We start from the raw sequence: 16953 nt of genomic DNA on the forward strand, positions 1-16953 counted from the left end.
AATCCTTTAAAAAATATATAAATAATAGTTTTAAGAATGGCAATAAAAAAAATTATATTTAAATAACTAATTTTAGATGAACTTTTTTATAAAAATATCTTGCTAAATATAAAAATAGCGTAAATAACGTATATTTTCGTAAATTTAGCCTACTATTTTTCATTAAATTATTATTATTTTAATTAATAATTTATTTTAAGAATTTTAGAATTAGTTTAAATTTTATGCAAAGGACGAGATATGAAAAGATCCGTTTCAAGCAAAAAGTGCATCCTTTTAAGCGTTGCTTGCTGCACTCTTTTGCTTGCTAATCAACTAAGTGCCAGTGAGCAAAACAGGGGCAAATTTGGCGATATAAAAAGCTGGCAGAGCGATGAGTACAAAGCTGACTGGGGTTTAGTGAGTATGAACGCAGCCGTTGCGTATGCTCTTGGAGCAACTGGCAAAGGCGTAACGCTTGGCGTGATGGACTCTGGAGTGCTACTTAGCCATCCAGAATTTAGTGATGGCAGAGTAAGTGCGCTAAAAGTCTCTGGTAGCTACTATAAAGATGGTCAAAGATACCCTGACACCGCGTATGGCAACTCGCCATTAGTTGGAAAAGGTAGCGGAGATAAAAATAAAAAAGACTTTGGTGACTTTAAAAAAGGCGAGGAATTTAGCATAGATGGTGACTGGATAGCTGGAGTAAACGACTCTCACGGCACTCACGTAGCTGGCAGCATAGCTGCTTCAAGAGATGGTGTGGGCATGCACGGCGTAGCATTTGACTCAAGGCTTATAATGGGCAATACTGGCGGCACTGACGGTATGACATATGGTCCAAATCAAGACTACAACTTCTTTTTAAAATCCTACGAGGGACTAGCAAAGAGTGGAGCTAGAGCGATAAATAACAGCTGGGGTTCAAACCGCAAATTTTACAAAGCCTATGAAGGTGCTACTGGATATGATGGTGGCAACAACCTAGATATAAAAGATCTTGATGCTGCCTATAAAAGCTACTATCCATTTGTAGTAAATGGCAAAAATTTCTTAGATGCAGCCTATGAGGTCGCTACAAGATATGGCGTCATCCAAATTTTTACTGCTGGCAACAGAGACGGGATGAAAGAGTCATATACAAGAGCGATGCTCCCATACTTTAGACCTGATGCTGAGAAATACTGGCTAAATGTCACTGGTCAGCTAGAGGGCGACACACAGCGCTACAACACACCTGGTCACTCAAAATGGTGGAGCGTGGCAGCACCTGCAAAGCCTATATACTCAACCGTCGTTGATCTAAAAACTGGCAAAGCAGACTACGGCACAAAAGGCGGCACATCAATGGCAGCTCCACACGTCACTGGCACACTTGGTGTCATCATGCAAAGATACCCATATATGAATAACGCTCAGATAAGAGAGGTGCTACTAACTACTGCAAGGCAAGTTCATGATGACTTCAAAGAGCCAGCCGATACTAGAAAAATTTCAGGCTTTAGTGCTGCGCTTGGAGTGCCTGATGAGCGCTGGGGCTGGGGCGTAGTGGATCTATATAAGGCGATGTTTGGACCAGGTCAGCTTCTAGGAGTGTTTGATGTAAATTTAAATAGCGATGATATCTACTCAAATAATATAAGCGATGTGGCTATCAAATTTAGAAAAACAGAAGATGATGCAGAGGCTAAAATTTGGACCGAGCGCAAGGCTGAGCTAGAGAAAATAGCAAATTTAACACCAGAGCAAAAAGCCGAACTTGAGATAGGTAACGCTAGAGAAAGAGCAAGAGAGCTAAGGGCAAGTGAGGGCTACGAAGGTACTCTTATAAAAAGAGGTCAAGGCACACTAAGCCTAGCAGGAGATAACTCTTACACTGGCAAGACCATAATAAAAGGCGGCAAGATCACAGCTCTTAATCAATCTCTAAAATCAAGCGACGTGATAGTAGAAAATGGCGGCGCACTAGAAATTGTAAGAGAAATGAGCGTGCCAAAGGTTAGTAGAAATAAATTTACCTTGCAACTATCTTTAGGAGAAGTGACCAAAAAAAGCTCAAATGACGTAGTAAAAGCCACTATCAAATCAGGCGGTAGCTACATCGTCTCAAACGGCGCTTCAAATTTGGATCTAAACTTTGAAAAAAGCTCATTTATAAACATAAGTGAGCCAAGCTTAGAGGTCATGCAAAGGCTCTATAACGACAGCACAAAATCAAAGACATTTACAGCAACTGGAAATTTCAAAGGCTATGATGATACCCTTTCAAAAGAGTATGCATTTTTTGATCTTGGCAAAAACTATAGTGATGACAAGCTAGAGCTTACTCTTAAAAAATCAAAAAATACAATGACAAGCATCGCAGCTAATGACAACCAAAAGAAAGTTGCACAGCTCATAGAAAGCACAGCAAGCCAGCCAGCGCTACTTCCTTCGCCATTTAGAAGCAGGCCAGCAGTTATCACAAGCGATCTTTATAGACACTTCATCTACACTACACCAAAAGAGGCAAAACAAACTCTAAAAACATTTGCAAATGAGGCAAATTTAGCTCAGCACAATGCATTTTTACTAGAAAGCATCATGCTAAAAAATGCAGTTATCAACCACGAATCTGACCCATTTGGCATAAGAGCAAGCGACTCAAATGGTATGAAATTTTGGTCAAATACCATGTTTGACGCTATGAAATTTAATGACATAAAAGCAAACTCTATGACACAGCTTTTTGGATTTGACGGCAGTGTAAATGACGCATTTGTACTTGGCGGTGTTCTTGGTGCTAGCACAGAAAAAGTAAAAGAAGACGGCGATGATGCCTATAAGACAAAAGGCAAAAGCATCGGTATCTACGGCAAAAGTGAGATCGCTAGCACGAAACTAGACCTTGGCGTCCTATACACAGATGCTAAGCGCAAAACTCAAAATGGTGCAACAATCGCAAGCTTTTACTCAAACGATCATATAAAAAGCAAAGAAAAAGCGCTTAATGCTTATGCAAATTTAGCCCTAACTAGCTTTAATACAGAAAATTTCTCACTAAATCCTTATGTGGGTGCAAGCTATCTACGCATGAAAACTGATAGCACAAGCCAAAATGTAGGAATTTTCAAAATGGATGTTGATGAAAAAACTAGAAATTTAGGCATTTTTAGCCTTGGTCTAAACCCTAGCGTACCTTTTAGTCTAGGTAGCACTAAGATGAAATTTGAAGCTGATCTAGCATACAACAGACTAGTTGGCGACACAAAACCAACTATCGGCGTGAATGTCGCAAATGCTGGATACCTAGAGCTAGAGGGCAAAGAGGTTAAAAACCTTGGCACAGCTAGCCTTGGCATAAAAGCAAATGTCTATAAAAATGTAAATTTAGGCCTTTCTTACACTGGAGCTTTTGCTAAAGATGTAAGATCAAACAGCGTAAATGCTAAATTTGAGATATTGTTTTAGTTGATTAAAAGCTCGCTACTTTAAAAGGTAGCGAGCTTATGAATTTAAAAGAGTTGAGTGAAAGAAAAGCCGTTTTTATTAAGCGTATCTTTGATCTTTTCTTGATGCTCAAGCCCTTTTGTCTCAAGCGTGATAGTGATGCTTGCATCGCCGTAGTCAAGCTTAGTAGAGAAGCGGTCGTAGTCGATCTTAACTATGTTTGCATTTGCTGATTTTAGGCTATCAGTTAGGCTCATGAGCGCTCCTGGCTTATCCACAAGCGTGATTTGCAAGGTCATCTTGCGGTGAGACTTGATAAGACCCTTTTCGATGATGATAGAAAGCACCTGAACATCGATATTTCCACCACTTAGAACCACGCCTATCTTTGCGCCTTTTTTAAATTTGATCTTATCATGCATAAGTGCTGCCACACCAGCTGCGCCAGCTCCCTCAACCACGATCTTTTGCGTCTCTAGCAAGAACAAAATCGCAGTTGCGATCTCCTCATCATCGACCTGCACAAACTCATCCACGCACTCAACGATATTTTTAAGCGTTATCTCACTCGCATCACGCACAGCGATACCATCGGCTATTGTGCGAACTGACTTTGAGTTTATGCTCTTTTTAGCGCCGTAGCTGTTAAACATCGCTGGAGCGCCCTTTGCGCCGACGCAAACGACTTTGGTTTTTGGATTGACTTGTTTTATACAGCTTGCCACGCCACTAGCTAAGCCACCACCACCAACTGGCACTACAACCATATCAAGGTCGCTTATCTCATCAAGCATCTCAAGACCCACAGTGCCCTGCCCTGCCATGACATACTCATCGTTAAATGGATGAACAAAGGTCATATCTTTTTCTTTGGCGTAATTTACTGCAAATTCATACGCCTCATCAAAGTTATCACCTTTTAAGATCACTTCAGCGCCAAGATCCTTTGTGCCAGCCACCTTTAGAAGTGGGGTTGATTCTGGCATGACGATGCAAGCATGCACGCCAAATTCTTTTGCACTTATCGCCACGCCTTGAGCGTGATTGCCGGCGCTTGCAGCCACGACGCCACGTTTTCGCTCCTCCTCGCTTAGGCTAGCTATTTTATTGTAAGCGCCTCTTATCTTGTAAGCTCCAGTTCGTTGTAAATTTTCCTCTTTTAGATAGACATTTGCGCCTAAAATTTTGCTAAGTTTTGCACTTAGCGCAAACGGAGTTTTATTTACAAAGTGACCGATCGTTATCTTTGCTTGGATTATTTTGTTTAATGAAACCATTTTCAACTTTCCTTTTAAAATTTATCTTTTGCCTCTAGTAGCACGCCACACTCGATGTGATGAGTGTTGACAAACTGATCAAAGAGCGCAAATTTTATCACTTTATGGCTTTTAGTAAGCTCATTTAGATTTTCTTTTAACGTATCTGGGTTGCACGATATATAGATGATGTTTTTGAAATTTCTAATGAAATTTATGACGCTTTCACTTAGTCCTGCGCGAGGTGGATCGACAAGGACGTGAGAGAAGTTAAAGTCGTTTAAGCTTATATCTTTTAGCCTATTAAACTCCCTAACGCCAGCAAATGCGCTCATCAGCTCATCAGCGTCCATTCGCAAAAATTTGATATTTTCTGCCCCATTTAGCTCGCAGTTTTTAAGGGCATTTGCGATCGAGCTTTTTGAAATTTCAGTAGCGAGAACGTTTTTAAATTTAAACGAAAGCGGGATGGTAAAATTCCCATGTCCGCAGTAGAGCTCCAGTAGGTCAGCGCCACCTTGCACGCACTCTTTTGCCCAAGCTATCATCTTCTCATTTACCGCTTTATTTGGCTGGATAAAGGCATTTTCACTTAGGCTAAATTTATAAATTTGCCCATCAACATTTAGCTCATCAACTAAATTTAGCTCACCACTAAGAAGCTTTTGACCACGTGACCTAGCTAGGATCATCACATCAAGCTTACTAGCTAGAATTTTCATCACCGCTTCAAACTCACTATCAAGCTTTTTGTGATAAAGAAGCGTGACTAAGGTGCCGCTTTTACAGGCGATAAACTCCACTCCAAAGAGCTTTGTGCGTAAAATTTCATCATCTTGCAAGCTCTCAAGTAGCCTTGGCATGAGAGTCCCAATTTGCTCGCAAACCTTTGGGCACTCATCTATGAAGACCTTTTTGCCCTTTTGGCTTGCGTGCATCGTATAGCTAAGCTTGCTACCCTCGTGCCAGATGCCAAACTCAGCCCTCGTGCGGTAGTGCTTTGGGCTTGAGCTAAAAAGATCAAATTTACCTTCATAAAACTGGGAGAAATTTTGCTTGATAAGATCGGTTTTAAATGAAATTTGCTCACTATAAGGGGTAAAAAGAGTGCATGATCCGCACTCTTTTAGGTATTTACAGTCCAAATTTATGCCGCTTTCTCTTCGACTTTTTTACCGGCAAATCTAACCAAAGCCCAGATCGCTAAAAATCCGCAAGGAAGTGCGATCCAAACGCTTAGACCAAGTGCGACAGGCAAGTAGCCAACAAGCACACAAACCGCACAAACGCTAAGTGCGTAGATCATCTGTGTTGAGACGTGATCGATGTGGCTACATCCTGCGCCCATTGATGAAAGTATCGTAGTATCAGAGATCGGCGAGCAGTGATCACCAAAGATAGCGCCAGTTAGAACGCTTGAGATATTTACGATCATATAAGCGTGCATCGCATCGCCATCTAAGCCGTAGTTTTTGCCCACTGCATAAGCTAGCGGGATAGCAAGAGGCATCAAAATGCCCATCGTGCCGTAGCTGGTGCCAGTTGAGAAACTGATAAATGAGCCAAGGATGAAAACAGCCACTGGCAAGATAAATTTAGGCGTTGAATCACTTAGCAAATCAACCAAATATCTTGAAGTGCCAAGCTCTTTGATAACCGCGCTAAGGCTCCAAGCAAGAAGCAAGATGACGACCGTGATGATCATAGTTTTCCAGCCCTTTACCCACGTGCTAATAGCCTCTTTTACATCAAAAATTTTGCGCCAAACGCCCATCGTGATAGCTACTATACTAGCGAGCAATGCTGCTTGAAATAGCGATGTAGCAGAGTCAGCTGCGCCAAAAGTATCTTTAAATGTTGAAAATGAAAGTGGATTTGCAAGGGCATTTTTAAGAGTATCGCCCTCAAGTGCAGCAAGACCGCTAAAATAAAAGCTAGTAAATGCGCCGATAACTAGCACAAGAAGCGGCACTATCGCATTTGAAGCGCTTAGTTTTACGCCCTCTTTTGGCTCAAGAGTTTTATCTTCAAGGTCTTGAATTTGAGTTTTACCTGAGTGAAGCTCGCCCTTTCTAGCGCGTCTTTCAGCTGCTAGCATAGGACCATACTCACGTTGCATCAAGGCTGTGCAGACGATGAAAAACAAGATAAAGAGGTTGTAAAATCTATATGGAATGGTCTCGATAAATATAGAATAAGCGTTTATGCCTGTCTCGCCGATAAGCTCGTAGCCCTTTTCGATGAGCGAAACCTCAAGTCCGACCCATGTAGAGATGATAGCGATACCAGCGATCGGTGCAGCCGTAGCGTCGATGATGAAGGCTAGCTTTTCGCGGCTTATTTTAAATTTATCGCTTATTGGCCTCATGATAGGGCCAACGATTAGGGCGTTTGCGTAGTCATCGAAAAATACAAAAATACCCATAAGCCAAGTTGAAATTTGAGCTGAGACGCCAGTTTTTGCCTTTTTGCTAAGCCAAAGAGCAACCGCCTTTGTGCCGCCCATCTTTGTGATAAGTGCGACCACGCCGCCTATACAAAGCACTTGAAGCAAGATGCCAGCATCGGTGCTATCAGCCATCGACTCAACCACTCTTGAAACGATGCCTGTAAAGCCTTTAATGATGCCCATAAAGACATTTTCATTAACGATATTTATAAGAAAAGTTCCGCTAAAAACACCGATAAATAGCGACAATATAACATCTTTTGTGATAAAAGCAAGCGCTATGGCCACAACTGGCGGTATAAGCGTGAAAACGCCGTAAATTTGTGCGTTTCTTTTGGCGACTTCCGGATCAACTCCAAAAAGTACGGCACTAAAAAATAGTAACAATAAAATTTGTCTCACATAAACTCCTTAAAATTTTTCTATCGCAAGTCCAGCCCAAGTCTGCGTGTTTGCCATGACTTCGACCCTATTTATATTTACACTCTCAGGCATATTTAGGCAATTAAGCAAAATGGTCGCTATATCTTCAGCGGTGATGAAATTTGTATGCTCGTAGATGCTATCAGCCTTTGCCTTATCCCCCTTAAACCTAACTTCGCTAAATTCAGTCTTACAAAGCCCTGGCTCTATGTTTGTCACCCTGATATTTGTGCCAACTAGATCGTTTCTTAAATTTAGACTAAACTGCTTTACAAAGGCCTTTGTAGCGCCATAAACGTTGCTGCCAGGATATGGCCACGAGCCAGCTGTTGAGCCTAGGTTAAAGATATAGCCCTTTTCTTGCTTGTAAAGTAGCGGCAAAACGGCCTTTGTAGAGTAGATGAGACCCTTTACGTTGGTGTCTATCATCGTCTCAAAGTCCTCAACCTTTGCGTCTATCGTCTTTTCTTGTCCCAAGGCAAGTCCAGCGTTATTTACAAGCACTTCGATATCTTTAAATTTATCAGGCAGGCTATCAACTGCGTCAAAAACAGCCTTTTTATCACGTATGTCAGCTACGATGATGTGCGTATTGCCAAGCTCACTTGCTAGCTTTTTTAGCCTATCTTCGCGCCTTGCAAGAGCTACTATCTTGTAGCCCTCTTGTGAGAGTCTTCTAGCGATCGCCTCGCCAAAGCCAGATGTCGCACCTGTCACAAAAGCTGTCTTTTTCATATCTCTTCCTAATTAAAATTTGGCTTTAAACCAAGCTCTTCTAAAAATTTAATATTTTTTTCGTTTTTATCTTTAATCGCATAATCAAGCGCGTTAAATCCCGCATCATCAGTGGCGTTCATATCAGCGCCGTTATCTATCAAAAGCTTTAAAATTTCAGGCGTCGCGTGAGCTGCTGCATGCATGAAAACGCTTCTGTTTGTATGCTCTAGGCCGCATGTATCCTCTACTTGCATCATGCCTAAATTTATCATATTCATCTTAGACTGCTCGTCGATGTAGCTCTCGTTTGCGTTTGCCCCGCTCTTTAGCAAAAGCTCACAAAGAGGTGCATCCTCAAACTGCACAGCATAAAAAAGCGCACTTTTGCCAAAGAAATTTTTATGATTTACATCGGCTCTATTTTTAAGCAAAATTTTTACATTTTCTAAATTTTTAAGAGCAAAAAATAGCGGCGTCTCATCGCCTAAATTTAGATCCGCCCCGCGCCTGATGATCTCTTCTATCATCTCGCTACTTTTGTCATTTAGCAGTGCGATATCAAGTAAATTTGTAAGCTCTGCGGTGGTGAAATTTTTAGAATAAAGCAAATTCGCAAGCTCGTCTTGGCTTAGCTTTTGAGCCATCATCTTTTGCTCCGGGGTTAAAATTTTAGCTTTATTTACATTTTTGCCGACACTAAAGCTTAAAAACTCATTTATCACGCTAGTTGCGTAGTAGGCAGCACTTGCACTATCAACGCCTAAAGCCTCATAAAATTTAACCAGCGGAGTTTGAGCATTTTTATAAGCTTCGCTGAATTTTTTATATTTTAAAAAGTTAAACAAGCTCTCATTCGCCCAATATCTAAAATACTCCATTTGAGCGTCTTTTTGAGCCTCAGCCACCTCTGGCTTTGCAAGCTCTTTTTGATAGATTTCAGGGGCAAACGAAGCTTTTAGCAAGATCCATCTAAATTTATTTAAATTTTCTCTATAAACACCCTCGCCAACGCAGCTTTGAGACTCGCTTCTAACAGCCACACTCGCATCAAAAAGCTCTTTTACCTCTTTTAAATTTAAAAGCGAGCCATCGCAATAAAATAGCCCCTCATTCACGTAAGCAAGCTCTTTTGGAGTAGTTTTAAAGCTCTCTTTTTTAGCAAGGTCCTCGCACTCTAGTGCATGCAAATTTGCAAAAAGGCAAACGCTAAAAAAGAAGGGAAAAACTATCTTTCTCATCAAAGCTCCTTAAAATTTCGCGATATTGTAACAGATTTATATACTAAACTCGCTTATTTCATTAAAATTTAGGTATTTATAAATTTGACCTTTGTTTAAACTAAGGCTATCTCTTACTATTTTTTTATACTCACTAACGCTTGGCAAACGCCCTAGCAGCGCGCACACAGCGGCCAGCTCAGCACTTCCTAGATAGACCTTTGCGCCCATGCCCATTCTGTTGTCAAAATTTCTAGTCGAGGTCGAAAATACGACGGTGTTGTCGTTCACCCTTGCTTGATTACCCATGCAAAGCGAGCAGCCAGGCACCTCAGTCCTAGCATTTAGCCTCTTAAATATCTCATAAACGCCCTCATCTTCAAGTGTCTTTTTATCCATTTTTGTTGGCGGTGCGATCCAAAGCCTAGTAGTGAGCTTGCTCTCACGCTCTAAAATTCTAGCAAGCGCCCTGTAATGCCCGATATTTGTCATACAGCTACCCACAAAGACCTCATCGATATTATGCGCTCTTTTACTATCAGCTAAAATTTCACTTAGCGTCGCCACGTCGTCTGGGTCGTTTGGACAGGCGAGGATCGGCTCATCTATCTTGGATAAATCAATCTCTAAAATTTCAGCATATCTTGCGTCCTCGTCGGCTCTTAAAAGAGTTGGGTTTTCTAGCCATTTTTGCATCTTCTCTTTTCGTCTAAGCAGCGTTTCATGGCTCTCATAGCCTGCTTTTATCATCGCTTCAATTAGCGCAACGTTTGAGCGAACGTACTCTGCAACGCTTTCAACGCTTAAATTTACCACGCAAGCCGCCGCCGAGCGCTCAGCCGAAGCGTCACTTAGCTCAAATGCCTGCTCCACTTTTAGGCTCTCAAGCCCTTCGATCTCTAAAATTTTACCTGCAAAAATGTTCTTTTTATTCTTCTTTTCAACGCTTAAAAGCCCTTTTTTGATAGCAAAATAAGGTATCGCATTGACTAGATCACGAAGTGTCACGCCCTCTTTTAGCTCGCCTTTAAATTTGATCAAAACCGACTCTGGCATATTTAGAGGCATCATGCCAAGCACCGCTGCAAAGGCCACCAGACCACTGCCAGCAGGGAAACTAATGCCAATAGGAAATCTCGTGTGGCTATCGCCGCCAGTACCCACGCTGTCAGGCAGCACCATGCGGTTTAGCCACGAGTGGATGACGCCGTCGCCTGGTTTTAGGCTCACGCCACCACGTAAATTTATAAATTTTGGCAGGCTCTCGTGCATCACAAGGTCGCTTGGCTTTGGATAAGCAGCCGTATGGCAAAAGCTTTGCAAGACAAAATCCGCCCCAAAACTAAGGCTAGCAAGCTCTTTTATCTCATCTCTAGTCATGGGCCCTGTGGTATCTTGCGAGCCAACGGTCAAAATTTCAGGCTCCACGTATGCCCCAGCTCTCACGCCAGCCTTGCCACAAGCCTTGCCGACCATCTTTTGAGCGAGCGTATAGCCACCGCCTAGCTCTTTTGGCTGATCTGGCTTTATGAAAATTTGCTCCTCGCCAAGCCCCAAGGCCTCTCTAGCCTTTTTGGTCACTTGCCTACCTATCATCAAAGGTATCCTGCCGCCTGCTCTTATCTCGTTGCTTAGAGTGTTTGGACTAAGTTTAAAATTTGCCACAAGCTTTTTTTCGTTGCCTGCAAGCTTGTAAATTTCGCCTTTAAATGGATAAATTTCTATCTCATCGCCCATTTCTAGCTCATTTACGTTTGCGACTATCGGCAGCGCGCCACTATCTTCAGCGGTGTTAAAAAATATCGGAGCTATGGTCGTGCCGATCACGATGCCGCCGGTTTTTTTGTTTGGCACGCCTTCTATCTCATCGCCAAGGTGCCACTGAATCGAGTTTATACCGCTCTTTCTACTACTGCCAGTGCCAACCACGTCGCCAACATACGCCACACTCTTGCCAAGGCTTTTTAGCTCTTTTAGGATTTCTAGCCCTTCAGGCATCTTTTTAACCAGCATCGCCTTTGCGTGAAGCGGTATGTCAGCCCTTGTATAGGCCTCGCTTGCAGGGCTTAGATCATCTGTATTTGTCTCGCCAGGCACCTTAAAAACCACTGCATTTATGCACTCACTAAGTGGCTTTTTATGCGTAAACCACTCCGCATTTGCCCAAGAAGCAAGCACCTCTTTTGCAAATTTATTGCTGTTTGCTAGCTTTGCGATCTCGTCAAAATGCTCATGCACCAAAATGATATTTTTTAGCTCATTTGCCGCAGCTTGCGCGATAACATCATCGCTATTTTTTAACGCTCGCACCAAAATTTCTACGTTGTAACCGCCAAGCATCTTGCCTAAGATTTTAATGGCACGAACCGCATCAAGTCCGTCTATCTTAAGACCTTCTATCACCTCGCCAAGAAATTCTGCCTTTATCTTTGCCGCGTCATCAACGCCAGGATTTACGCGATTTGTAAGTAAATTTATAAGAAATTTTAGCTCGTTTTGCGCCTTTTCATCGCCACTAGAGCTGCCAGCAAGTTTTATAAGCTCGCAAATTTCGCTTGTCTGCTTGGCGTTTAGCGCAAGCGGAGGCACGCCCTCTTTTTCTCGCTCACTCACGTGTTTTTCGTAGTCGGTAAAAAAGCTCATAAATTTCCTTTGTGATTTTTGCTCGTTTTTAGTCTAAAATCGCTGATTTTGCTTGCATTTTATCAAAAAGCAAAACAATCTAAAGTAAAATTTGCCCAAAATTTCAAATTTCAAGGAGTAAATGTGTCAAAAGCCTACCTAAAATCACCCATTGGAATTTTAGAGATCGTTGCTAGTGAAAATGGAATTTGTGAGATAAATTTTGTAGATAAATTTGAAAAAGTTGCGGTAAAAGATGAAATTTTAAAGCTTTGCTTAAATGAGCTAGAGGCCTATTTTAAGGGTAAGCTTAAAAAATTTAGCGTTAGACTTGATGTAAAAACGACCAAATTTAGAGCTAAAATTTATGACGTTTTGCAAAAAGTGCCATACGGCGAAACGACCACATACGCAGCCCTAGCACTTGCCGCAGGCCATAAAAACGCTTACCGAGCAGCAGGCTCAGCAAATGCCAAAAACCCACTGCCTATCATCGTCCCTTGCCACAGAGTGCTCTCTCACAGCGGGCTTGGTGGCTACTCAGGCGGCGAGGGCTTACCAACTAAAATTTGGCTACTAGAACACGAAGCAAGGCATAAATAAGCCAAATGCAAAACTATAAATTTTGCTTAAAAGCACCCCTAAACCGACGAGCCAACCTCTTTAAATTTATCAACAAAATGCGATATCTCGTCGATGACTTTTTGCCTGATTATTGGATAGTTTTTATTTAAAGGGCTGATCTTAGGCAGTATCTCGCCTATTTGCGTTCCGCTCTGACTTACAAAGCCACTCTTTAAAGACGAGCTTATAAACCTTCTTGCTCCAGTCTCGTCTAAATTTAAAGAAGTGATAAGCTCATCCGCCTCTTTTTTCATCACACCTTTTGCAAATTTAAAAAACTCTTCTATCACGCTGGCTCGGTCTTTAAATTTATCCAAGTCGCTTTGGTTTATAAAATCAACTATCAACCCCTCTTTTGAGCGGTTTTCCAAGCTCGAGCGGATGATGCGACGCACCTCATCAGTAAGGGCTGCTTTATCTTTTATCTTTTTATTATGCTCAAATATCAAACCCAAAATATAGTCTAAATTTATCTCCTGAGACTTTAGTAGATCAACCTCAAATACCACATCATCCCAGTTTATCCTCTCTTTTTCCTTCTCTTCGCCAGCCTTTTCTTTTCTTAGCCACTCTCTTATATCATTATACGTTCCGCGGTAGTCTTGCAAAGCCCTTGCATTTGGCACTTTTATGCTTTGCATCTCTTTGATTTGTTCATCACTTAAGCCAAATTTATCCCTAAACTCACAAACTGCTTTTTCATCGTCTAAATTTACCTCTTGCAAAGCCCTTAGAGCAACAAATTCATCGTAGTTTTGCAAAGCATTTTCCACCCTTAGATACTCTCCAAAAAGCTTTACAAATTCTTTCTTATCCTTTTGCGTCTCTATCTTAGCAGGATCAGGGAATTTCGCCTCTAGCTCGCTTACTACATCTACAAAGCCCCTTCTTGCCTCGCCAGATACCGCATCTGTAAAGCCATCCATATACTCTTTATAGCTTTTTTCTAGTATGACGCTTTTGGTGCTGCCTTTACCAAAAAGAGTTATAGCATCTTCTGTCGCTTTTTCTAGGTCTCTAAATGTCACGATATTGCCAAAAGTTTTTGTAGCACCATAAATTCTATTTGTCCTAGAGTATGCTTGTATGAGCCCGTGATAGCGTAAATTTTTATCCACAAAGAGCGTGTTTAGACAAGGCGCGTCAAATCCAGTTAAAAACATGCCAACAACTAGGAGCAGATCGATCTCTTGCTTTTTTGTGCGCTCGCTTAGATCTCGGTAGTAGTCTTGAAACGACCCACCATCAACGCTAAAATTTGTCTTAAAGTAGGCATTGTAGTCTTTTATCGCGCTGTTTAAAAACTCTTTTGAGCTAACGTCCATCGCCTCTGGCTCAAAGCCCTCGTCAGCTATCTCGCCAACCATATCTTGCTCTTCGTTTTGTGAAAAAGAAAATATTGTCGCTATCTTTAAAGCTCGCTTTTGATTACTTTGTAAATTTTTAAACGCTTCATAATAAAGCTTCGCTGCATCTACCGAGCTTACCGCAAACATAGCGTTAAAGCCCTTGCCACTTGCGTTTAAGCGGTGAGTTTTTTGATGAAATTTCTCTAGCACATACTCTGAAATTTCTTTGATACGCTCAGGGTGCAAAAATGCACTTTTGTTTTCAGCTGCACTTAGCTTTAGCTCGTCTTTTTCCGTCTCTATGCTCTTAAATTTAGGCACGACATTGTTATAATCAACCTTAAATTTAAGCACCTTCTCATCTCTTATGGCATCGACTATTACATATTCATGAAGTGAGCTTCCAAAGACACTTTGCGTAGTCTCTGCTCCGATGGCATTTTGAGGAAATATCGGCGTTCCAGTAAAGCCAAACTGATAAAATTTCTTAAATTTCTTCTTTAAATTTTTCTGCGCTTCACCAAACTGAGACCTGTGGCACTCGTCAAATATAAAAACAACCTCTTTTTGATATATGCTTAGATCATCTTCGCTCTTCATCAGGTTATTTAGCTTTTGTATGGTTGTTACGATTATCTTTCCGTCATCTTTTTGAGTATTTCGCTTTAGCTCTGCTGAGCTAGCTGAGCCATTTACACTATCTTTTGAAAATTTTTGATACTCCTTCATAGTCTGATAGTCAAGGTCTTTTCTATCAACCACAAAAAAGACTTTTTCTATAAAATCAAGCTGCGTAGCAAGCCTAGCTGCCTTAAAGCTAGTTAGCGTCTTGCCAGATCCTGTCGTATGCCATATAAAGCCGCCGCCCTCTGGCTTTGAGTAGCATTTAGCATTATGCGAGCTATTTATCTTCCAAAGTATGCGCTCAGTCGCCGCTATCTGATAAGGACGCATTATAAGCAAGGTGTTGTTTGTGTCAAAGATGCAGTATTTGCTAAGTATGCTAAGAAGCGTATTTTTCGCCAAAAATGTAGCCGTAAAGTCCTTTATATCTTTTATGGCTTCGTTTTTTGAATTTGCCCAGTTTATAGTAAAGTCAAAGCTGGTTTTATCCCGCTTGGTTGTGTTTGCAAAGTATCTTGTATCTGTGCCATTTGAGATGATAAAAATTTGCAAGTATTTAAAGAGAGAATTTGATGAGTTAAAGCTCTCTTTGGAGTAGCGGTGAATTTGATTAAAAGCTTCTCTTATCGCTACGCCTCGCTTTTTAAGCTCTATTTGCACGAGCGGCAAGCCATTAACAAGTATAGTGACATCATATCTGTTGCGCGATGAGCCAGTTTGTTCAAATTGATTTATCACCTGCAAGCTGTTTTTAGCGATATCTTTTTTATCGATAAGGCAGATATTTTGTATATGCCCATCATCAAAAACAAAATCATATATGTGATCATCTTGTATCTTGCGGGTCTTTTCCACTATGCCATCGTTTGGCTTGTCGATATACTCTTCGACTAACCTTTTCCACTCTGAGGGGCTAAATTTAACGTTATTTAGCCTCTCTAGCTGCTCTTTTAAATTTCGTAAAAGTTCCGTTTGAGAGTTTATATCTTTTTTATACTCATAGCCTTGTTTTGCAAGATCATCTATAAGCTCACGCTCCATATCCGCTTCGCTTTGGTAGCTTGAAGACTGAGGCAATCTCTCATATTTATCTAAAACGATGAAATTTTCAGATTCCAATATAACTTTATTTTCTATCATTTTGTTCTCTTTAACTTGTTATCTTGAAAATGATACATAGTATTTATCTCTTGCATTAGAAATTTCAATACCCTTTTATCATTATCTGTTGGTTCAGAATACTCTTCAGCAGAATGTTTAGAATGACTTGAAATATTAATCAATCTTGTTTCATATGGTTTAGAATCACCACCTGAAGTATTTGGTAATAAATCAGCCCATTTTTCATAACCGAGAAAAGTAGAAGTTTTTTCCAAAATATTTCTTAAAAAATTAAAATGGTACTTCTTTATCTGATTATTTTCGATAGCTCTTTCTATCTCAGACTTTAAATAAAGATGATAAGCAAAAGGCGAATCATTTTTTTGATCTTTAAGGTCATAATTTCCATCTTCCGTTTTTTTTAAGATTAATCTTCTGGCAGTTGTGTCAGTCTTGAAACTATTATGCAAAACATTATAAAAAAGGGGACTATGAGTAGTGATTATAAATTTTAAATCCGATTCACTTTCCTTTATTCTCCTAGCCAAATTGACAGCCATCTCTATTAAATTGTTCTCATCCAGCGAACTAACTGGATCATCTATAAAAATATATTCCAAATTATCAAATTCATGCGTTGAACGACTATCTGACTCTGTTATATTTAATTCGCTTATTATTTGTTTCATTAACACATAAAAAATACTCCAAATAAAAATACTTTCTTCTCCTTTTGAAATTTTAACATTATCATTAGGGGTATTATCACTCACAAAATGAAATAAAACTTCTGAAAAATCTTCATTAAATTTAGGCTCAAGTTTTTTATTTACATAAAGTTGAAAAATATCAATAACTTCTCCGCTTAGACCATGCACTTTAAATATCCAATCCGTAAAAACATTTGGCTGTATTTTTAGTTTTGGTTCAATATCGTTTTCTATATCATTATCCCAGTAAAATAAATCCTGCGTAAAAGCATTATAGTAAACGATCTTCTTTTGATTAAAATCATCATTTTCATCTCTTTTTGGATCTATTAAGTTTTTAAACTCCACAGATAACCGCGTTTTGCCTGTACCATTAAAAGCATAGATTAACTGTGTTTTTTTGTTCCACTTCTTCAACTCATTTGCTACTTCATTAAGAGTTGTCATGAG

10 protein-coding genes are annotated in these 16953 nt (G+C 40.4%); 2 read left to right on the plus strand and 8 right to left on the minus strand.

Going from position 1 to position 16953, the window contains the following annotated elements; translation table 11 throughout:
* Positions 1-240 precede the first annotated feature (240 nt).
* Complete coding sequence (locus tag CVT00_RS05600) at positions 241-3432, plus strand: S8 family peptidase (protein WP_107915810.1); 3192 nt, start codon at positions 241-243, stop codon at positions 3430-3432.
* 44 nt (positions 3433-3476) lie between these two features.
* Here CVT00_RS05600 and ilvA read toward each other — a convergent pair whose 3' ends face one another.
* Genes ilvA through CVT00_RS05630 form a run of 6 tightly spaced genes read right to left on the minus strand, consistent with a single transcriptional unit; the run spans position 3477 to position 12116 of the window.
* Positions 3477-4688, minus strand: coding sequence for a threonine ammonia-lyase (gene ilvA, locus CVT00_RS05605; protein WP_009293964.1), 1212 nt, complete (start codon positions 4686-4688; stop codon positions 3477-3479).
* Positions 4689-4702: 14 nt separating this feature from the next.
* Entirely contained in the window at positions 4703-5812 is a 1110-nt protein-coding gene (trmA, locus tag CVT00_RS05610) for a tRNA (uridine(54)-C5)-methyltransferase TrmA (protein ID WP_107915812.1), read from the minus strand.
* A 2-nt stretch (positions 5813-5814) separates the two neighbouring features.
* Complete coding sequence (locus tag CVT00_RS05615) at positions 5815-7518, minus strand: Na+/H+ antiporter NhaC family protein (RefSeq protein ID WP_107915814.1); 1704 nt, start codon at positions 7516-7518, stop codon at positions 5815-5817.
* Between the two features lie 9 nt (positions 7519-7527).
* Entirely contained in the window at positions 7528-8274 is a 747-nt protein-coding gene (locus CVT00_RS05620) for an SDR family NAD(P)-dependent oxidoreductase (RefSeq protein WP_107915816.1), read from the minus strand.
* 8 nt (positions 8275-8282) lie between these two features.
* Complete coding sequence (locus CVT00_RS05625; protein WP_107915817.1) at positions 8283-9494, minus strand: ankyrin repeat domain-containing protein; 1212 nt, start codon at positions 9492-9494, stop codon at positions 8283-8285.
* Between the two features lie 36 nt (positions 9495-9530).
* On the minus strand, positions 9531-12116 hold the full coding sequence (locus CVT00_RS05630) for a bifunctional aconitate hydratase 2/2-methylisocitrate dehydratase (protein WP_107915819.1): 2586 nt from the start codon (positions 12114-12116) through the stop codon (positions 9531-9533).
* 123 nt (positions 12117-12239) lie between these two features.
* Here CVT00_RS05630 and CVT00_RS05635 point away from each other — a divergent pair, with 123 nt between their 5' ends.
* Positions 12240-12698 carry a methylated-DNA--[protein]-cysteine S-methyltransferase gene (locus tag CVT00_RS05635; RefSeq protein ID WP_107915825.1) on the plus strand — a complete coding sequence of 153 codons (459 nt, stop codon included), beginning with the start codon at positions 12240-12242 and terminating at the stop codon, positions 12696-12698.
* 38 nt (positions 12699-12736) lie between these two features.
* On the opposite strand, the gene CVT00_RS05640 is transcribed toward CVT00_RS05635, so the two are convergent.
* Together CVT00_RS05640 and CVT00_RS05645 are read right to left on the minus strand one after the other, a co-directional pair.
* A complete protein-coding gene (locus tag CVT00_RS05640) occupies positions 12737-15832 on the minus strand; it encodes a type I restriction endonuclease subunit R (protein ID WP_107915821.1) in 3096 nt (1031 codons plus the stop codon).
* Positions 15829-16950 carry an AAA family ATPase gene (locus CVT00_RS05645; protein WP_103558204.1) on the minus strand — a complete coding sequence of 374 codons (1122 nt, stop codon included), beginning with the start codon at positions 16948-16950 and terminating at the stop codon, positions 15829-15831. Before CVT00_RS05645 ends, CVT00_RS05640 begins: the two co-directional genes overlap by 4 nt.
* Positions 16951-16953: the final 3 nt, after the last annotated feature.

Origin of the sequence: Campylobacter concisus (assembly GCF_003048675.2) — a bacterium.
Taxonomy (GTDB): domain Bacteria; phylum Campylobacterota; class Campylobacteria; order Campylobacterales; family Campylobacteraceae; genus Campylobacter_A; species Campylobacter_A concisus_F.

What these genes read in the sequence shown, in the direction of transcription:
- CVT00_RS05600 (WP_107915810.1), top strand. Translation starts at nt 241, where the DNA reads ATGAAAAGATCCGTTTCAAGCAAAAAGTGCATCCTTTTAAGCGTTGCT.
- ilvA (WP_009293964.1), bottom strand. Translation starts at nt 4,688, where the DNA reads ATGGTTTCATTAAACAAAATAATCCAAGCAAAGATAACGATCGGTCAC.
- CVT00_RS05620 (WP_107915816.1), bottom strand. Translation starts at nt 8,274, where the DNA reads ATGAAAAAGACAGCTTTTGTGACAGGTGCGACATCTGGCTTTGGCGAG.
- CVT00_RS05625 (WP_107915817.1), bottom strand. Translation starts at nt 9,494, where the DNA reads ATGAGAAAGATAGTTTTTCCCTTCTTTTTTAGCGTTTGCCTTTTTGCA.
- CVT00_RS05630 (WP_107915819.1), bottom strand. Translation starts at nt 12,116, where the DNA reads ATGAGCTTTTTTACCGACTACGAAAAACACGTGAGTGAGCGAGAAAAA.
- CVT00_RS05640 (WP_107915821.1), bottom strand. Translation starts at nt 15,832, where the DNA reads ATGATAGAAAATAAAGTTATATTGGAATCTGAAAATTTCATCGTTTTA.
- CVT00_RS05645 (WP_103558204.1), bottom strand. Translation starts at nt 16,950, where the DNA reads ATGACAACTCTTAATGAAGTAGCAAATGAGTTGAAGAAGTGGAACAAA.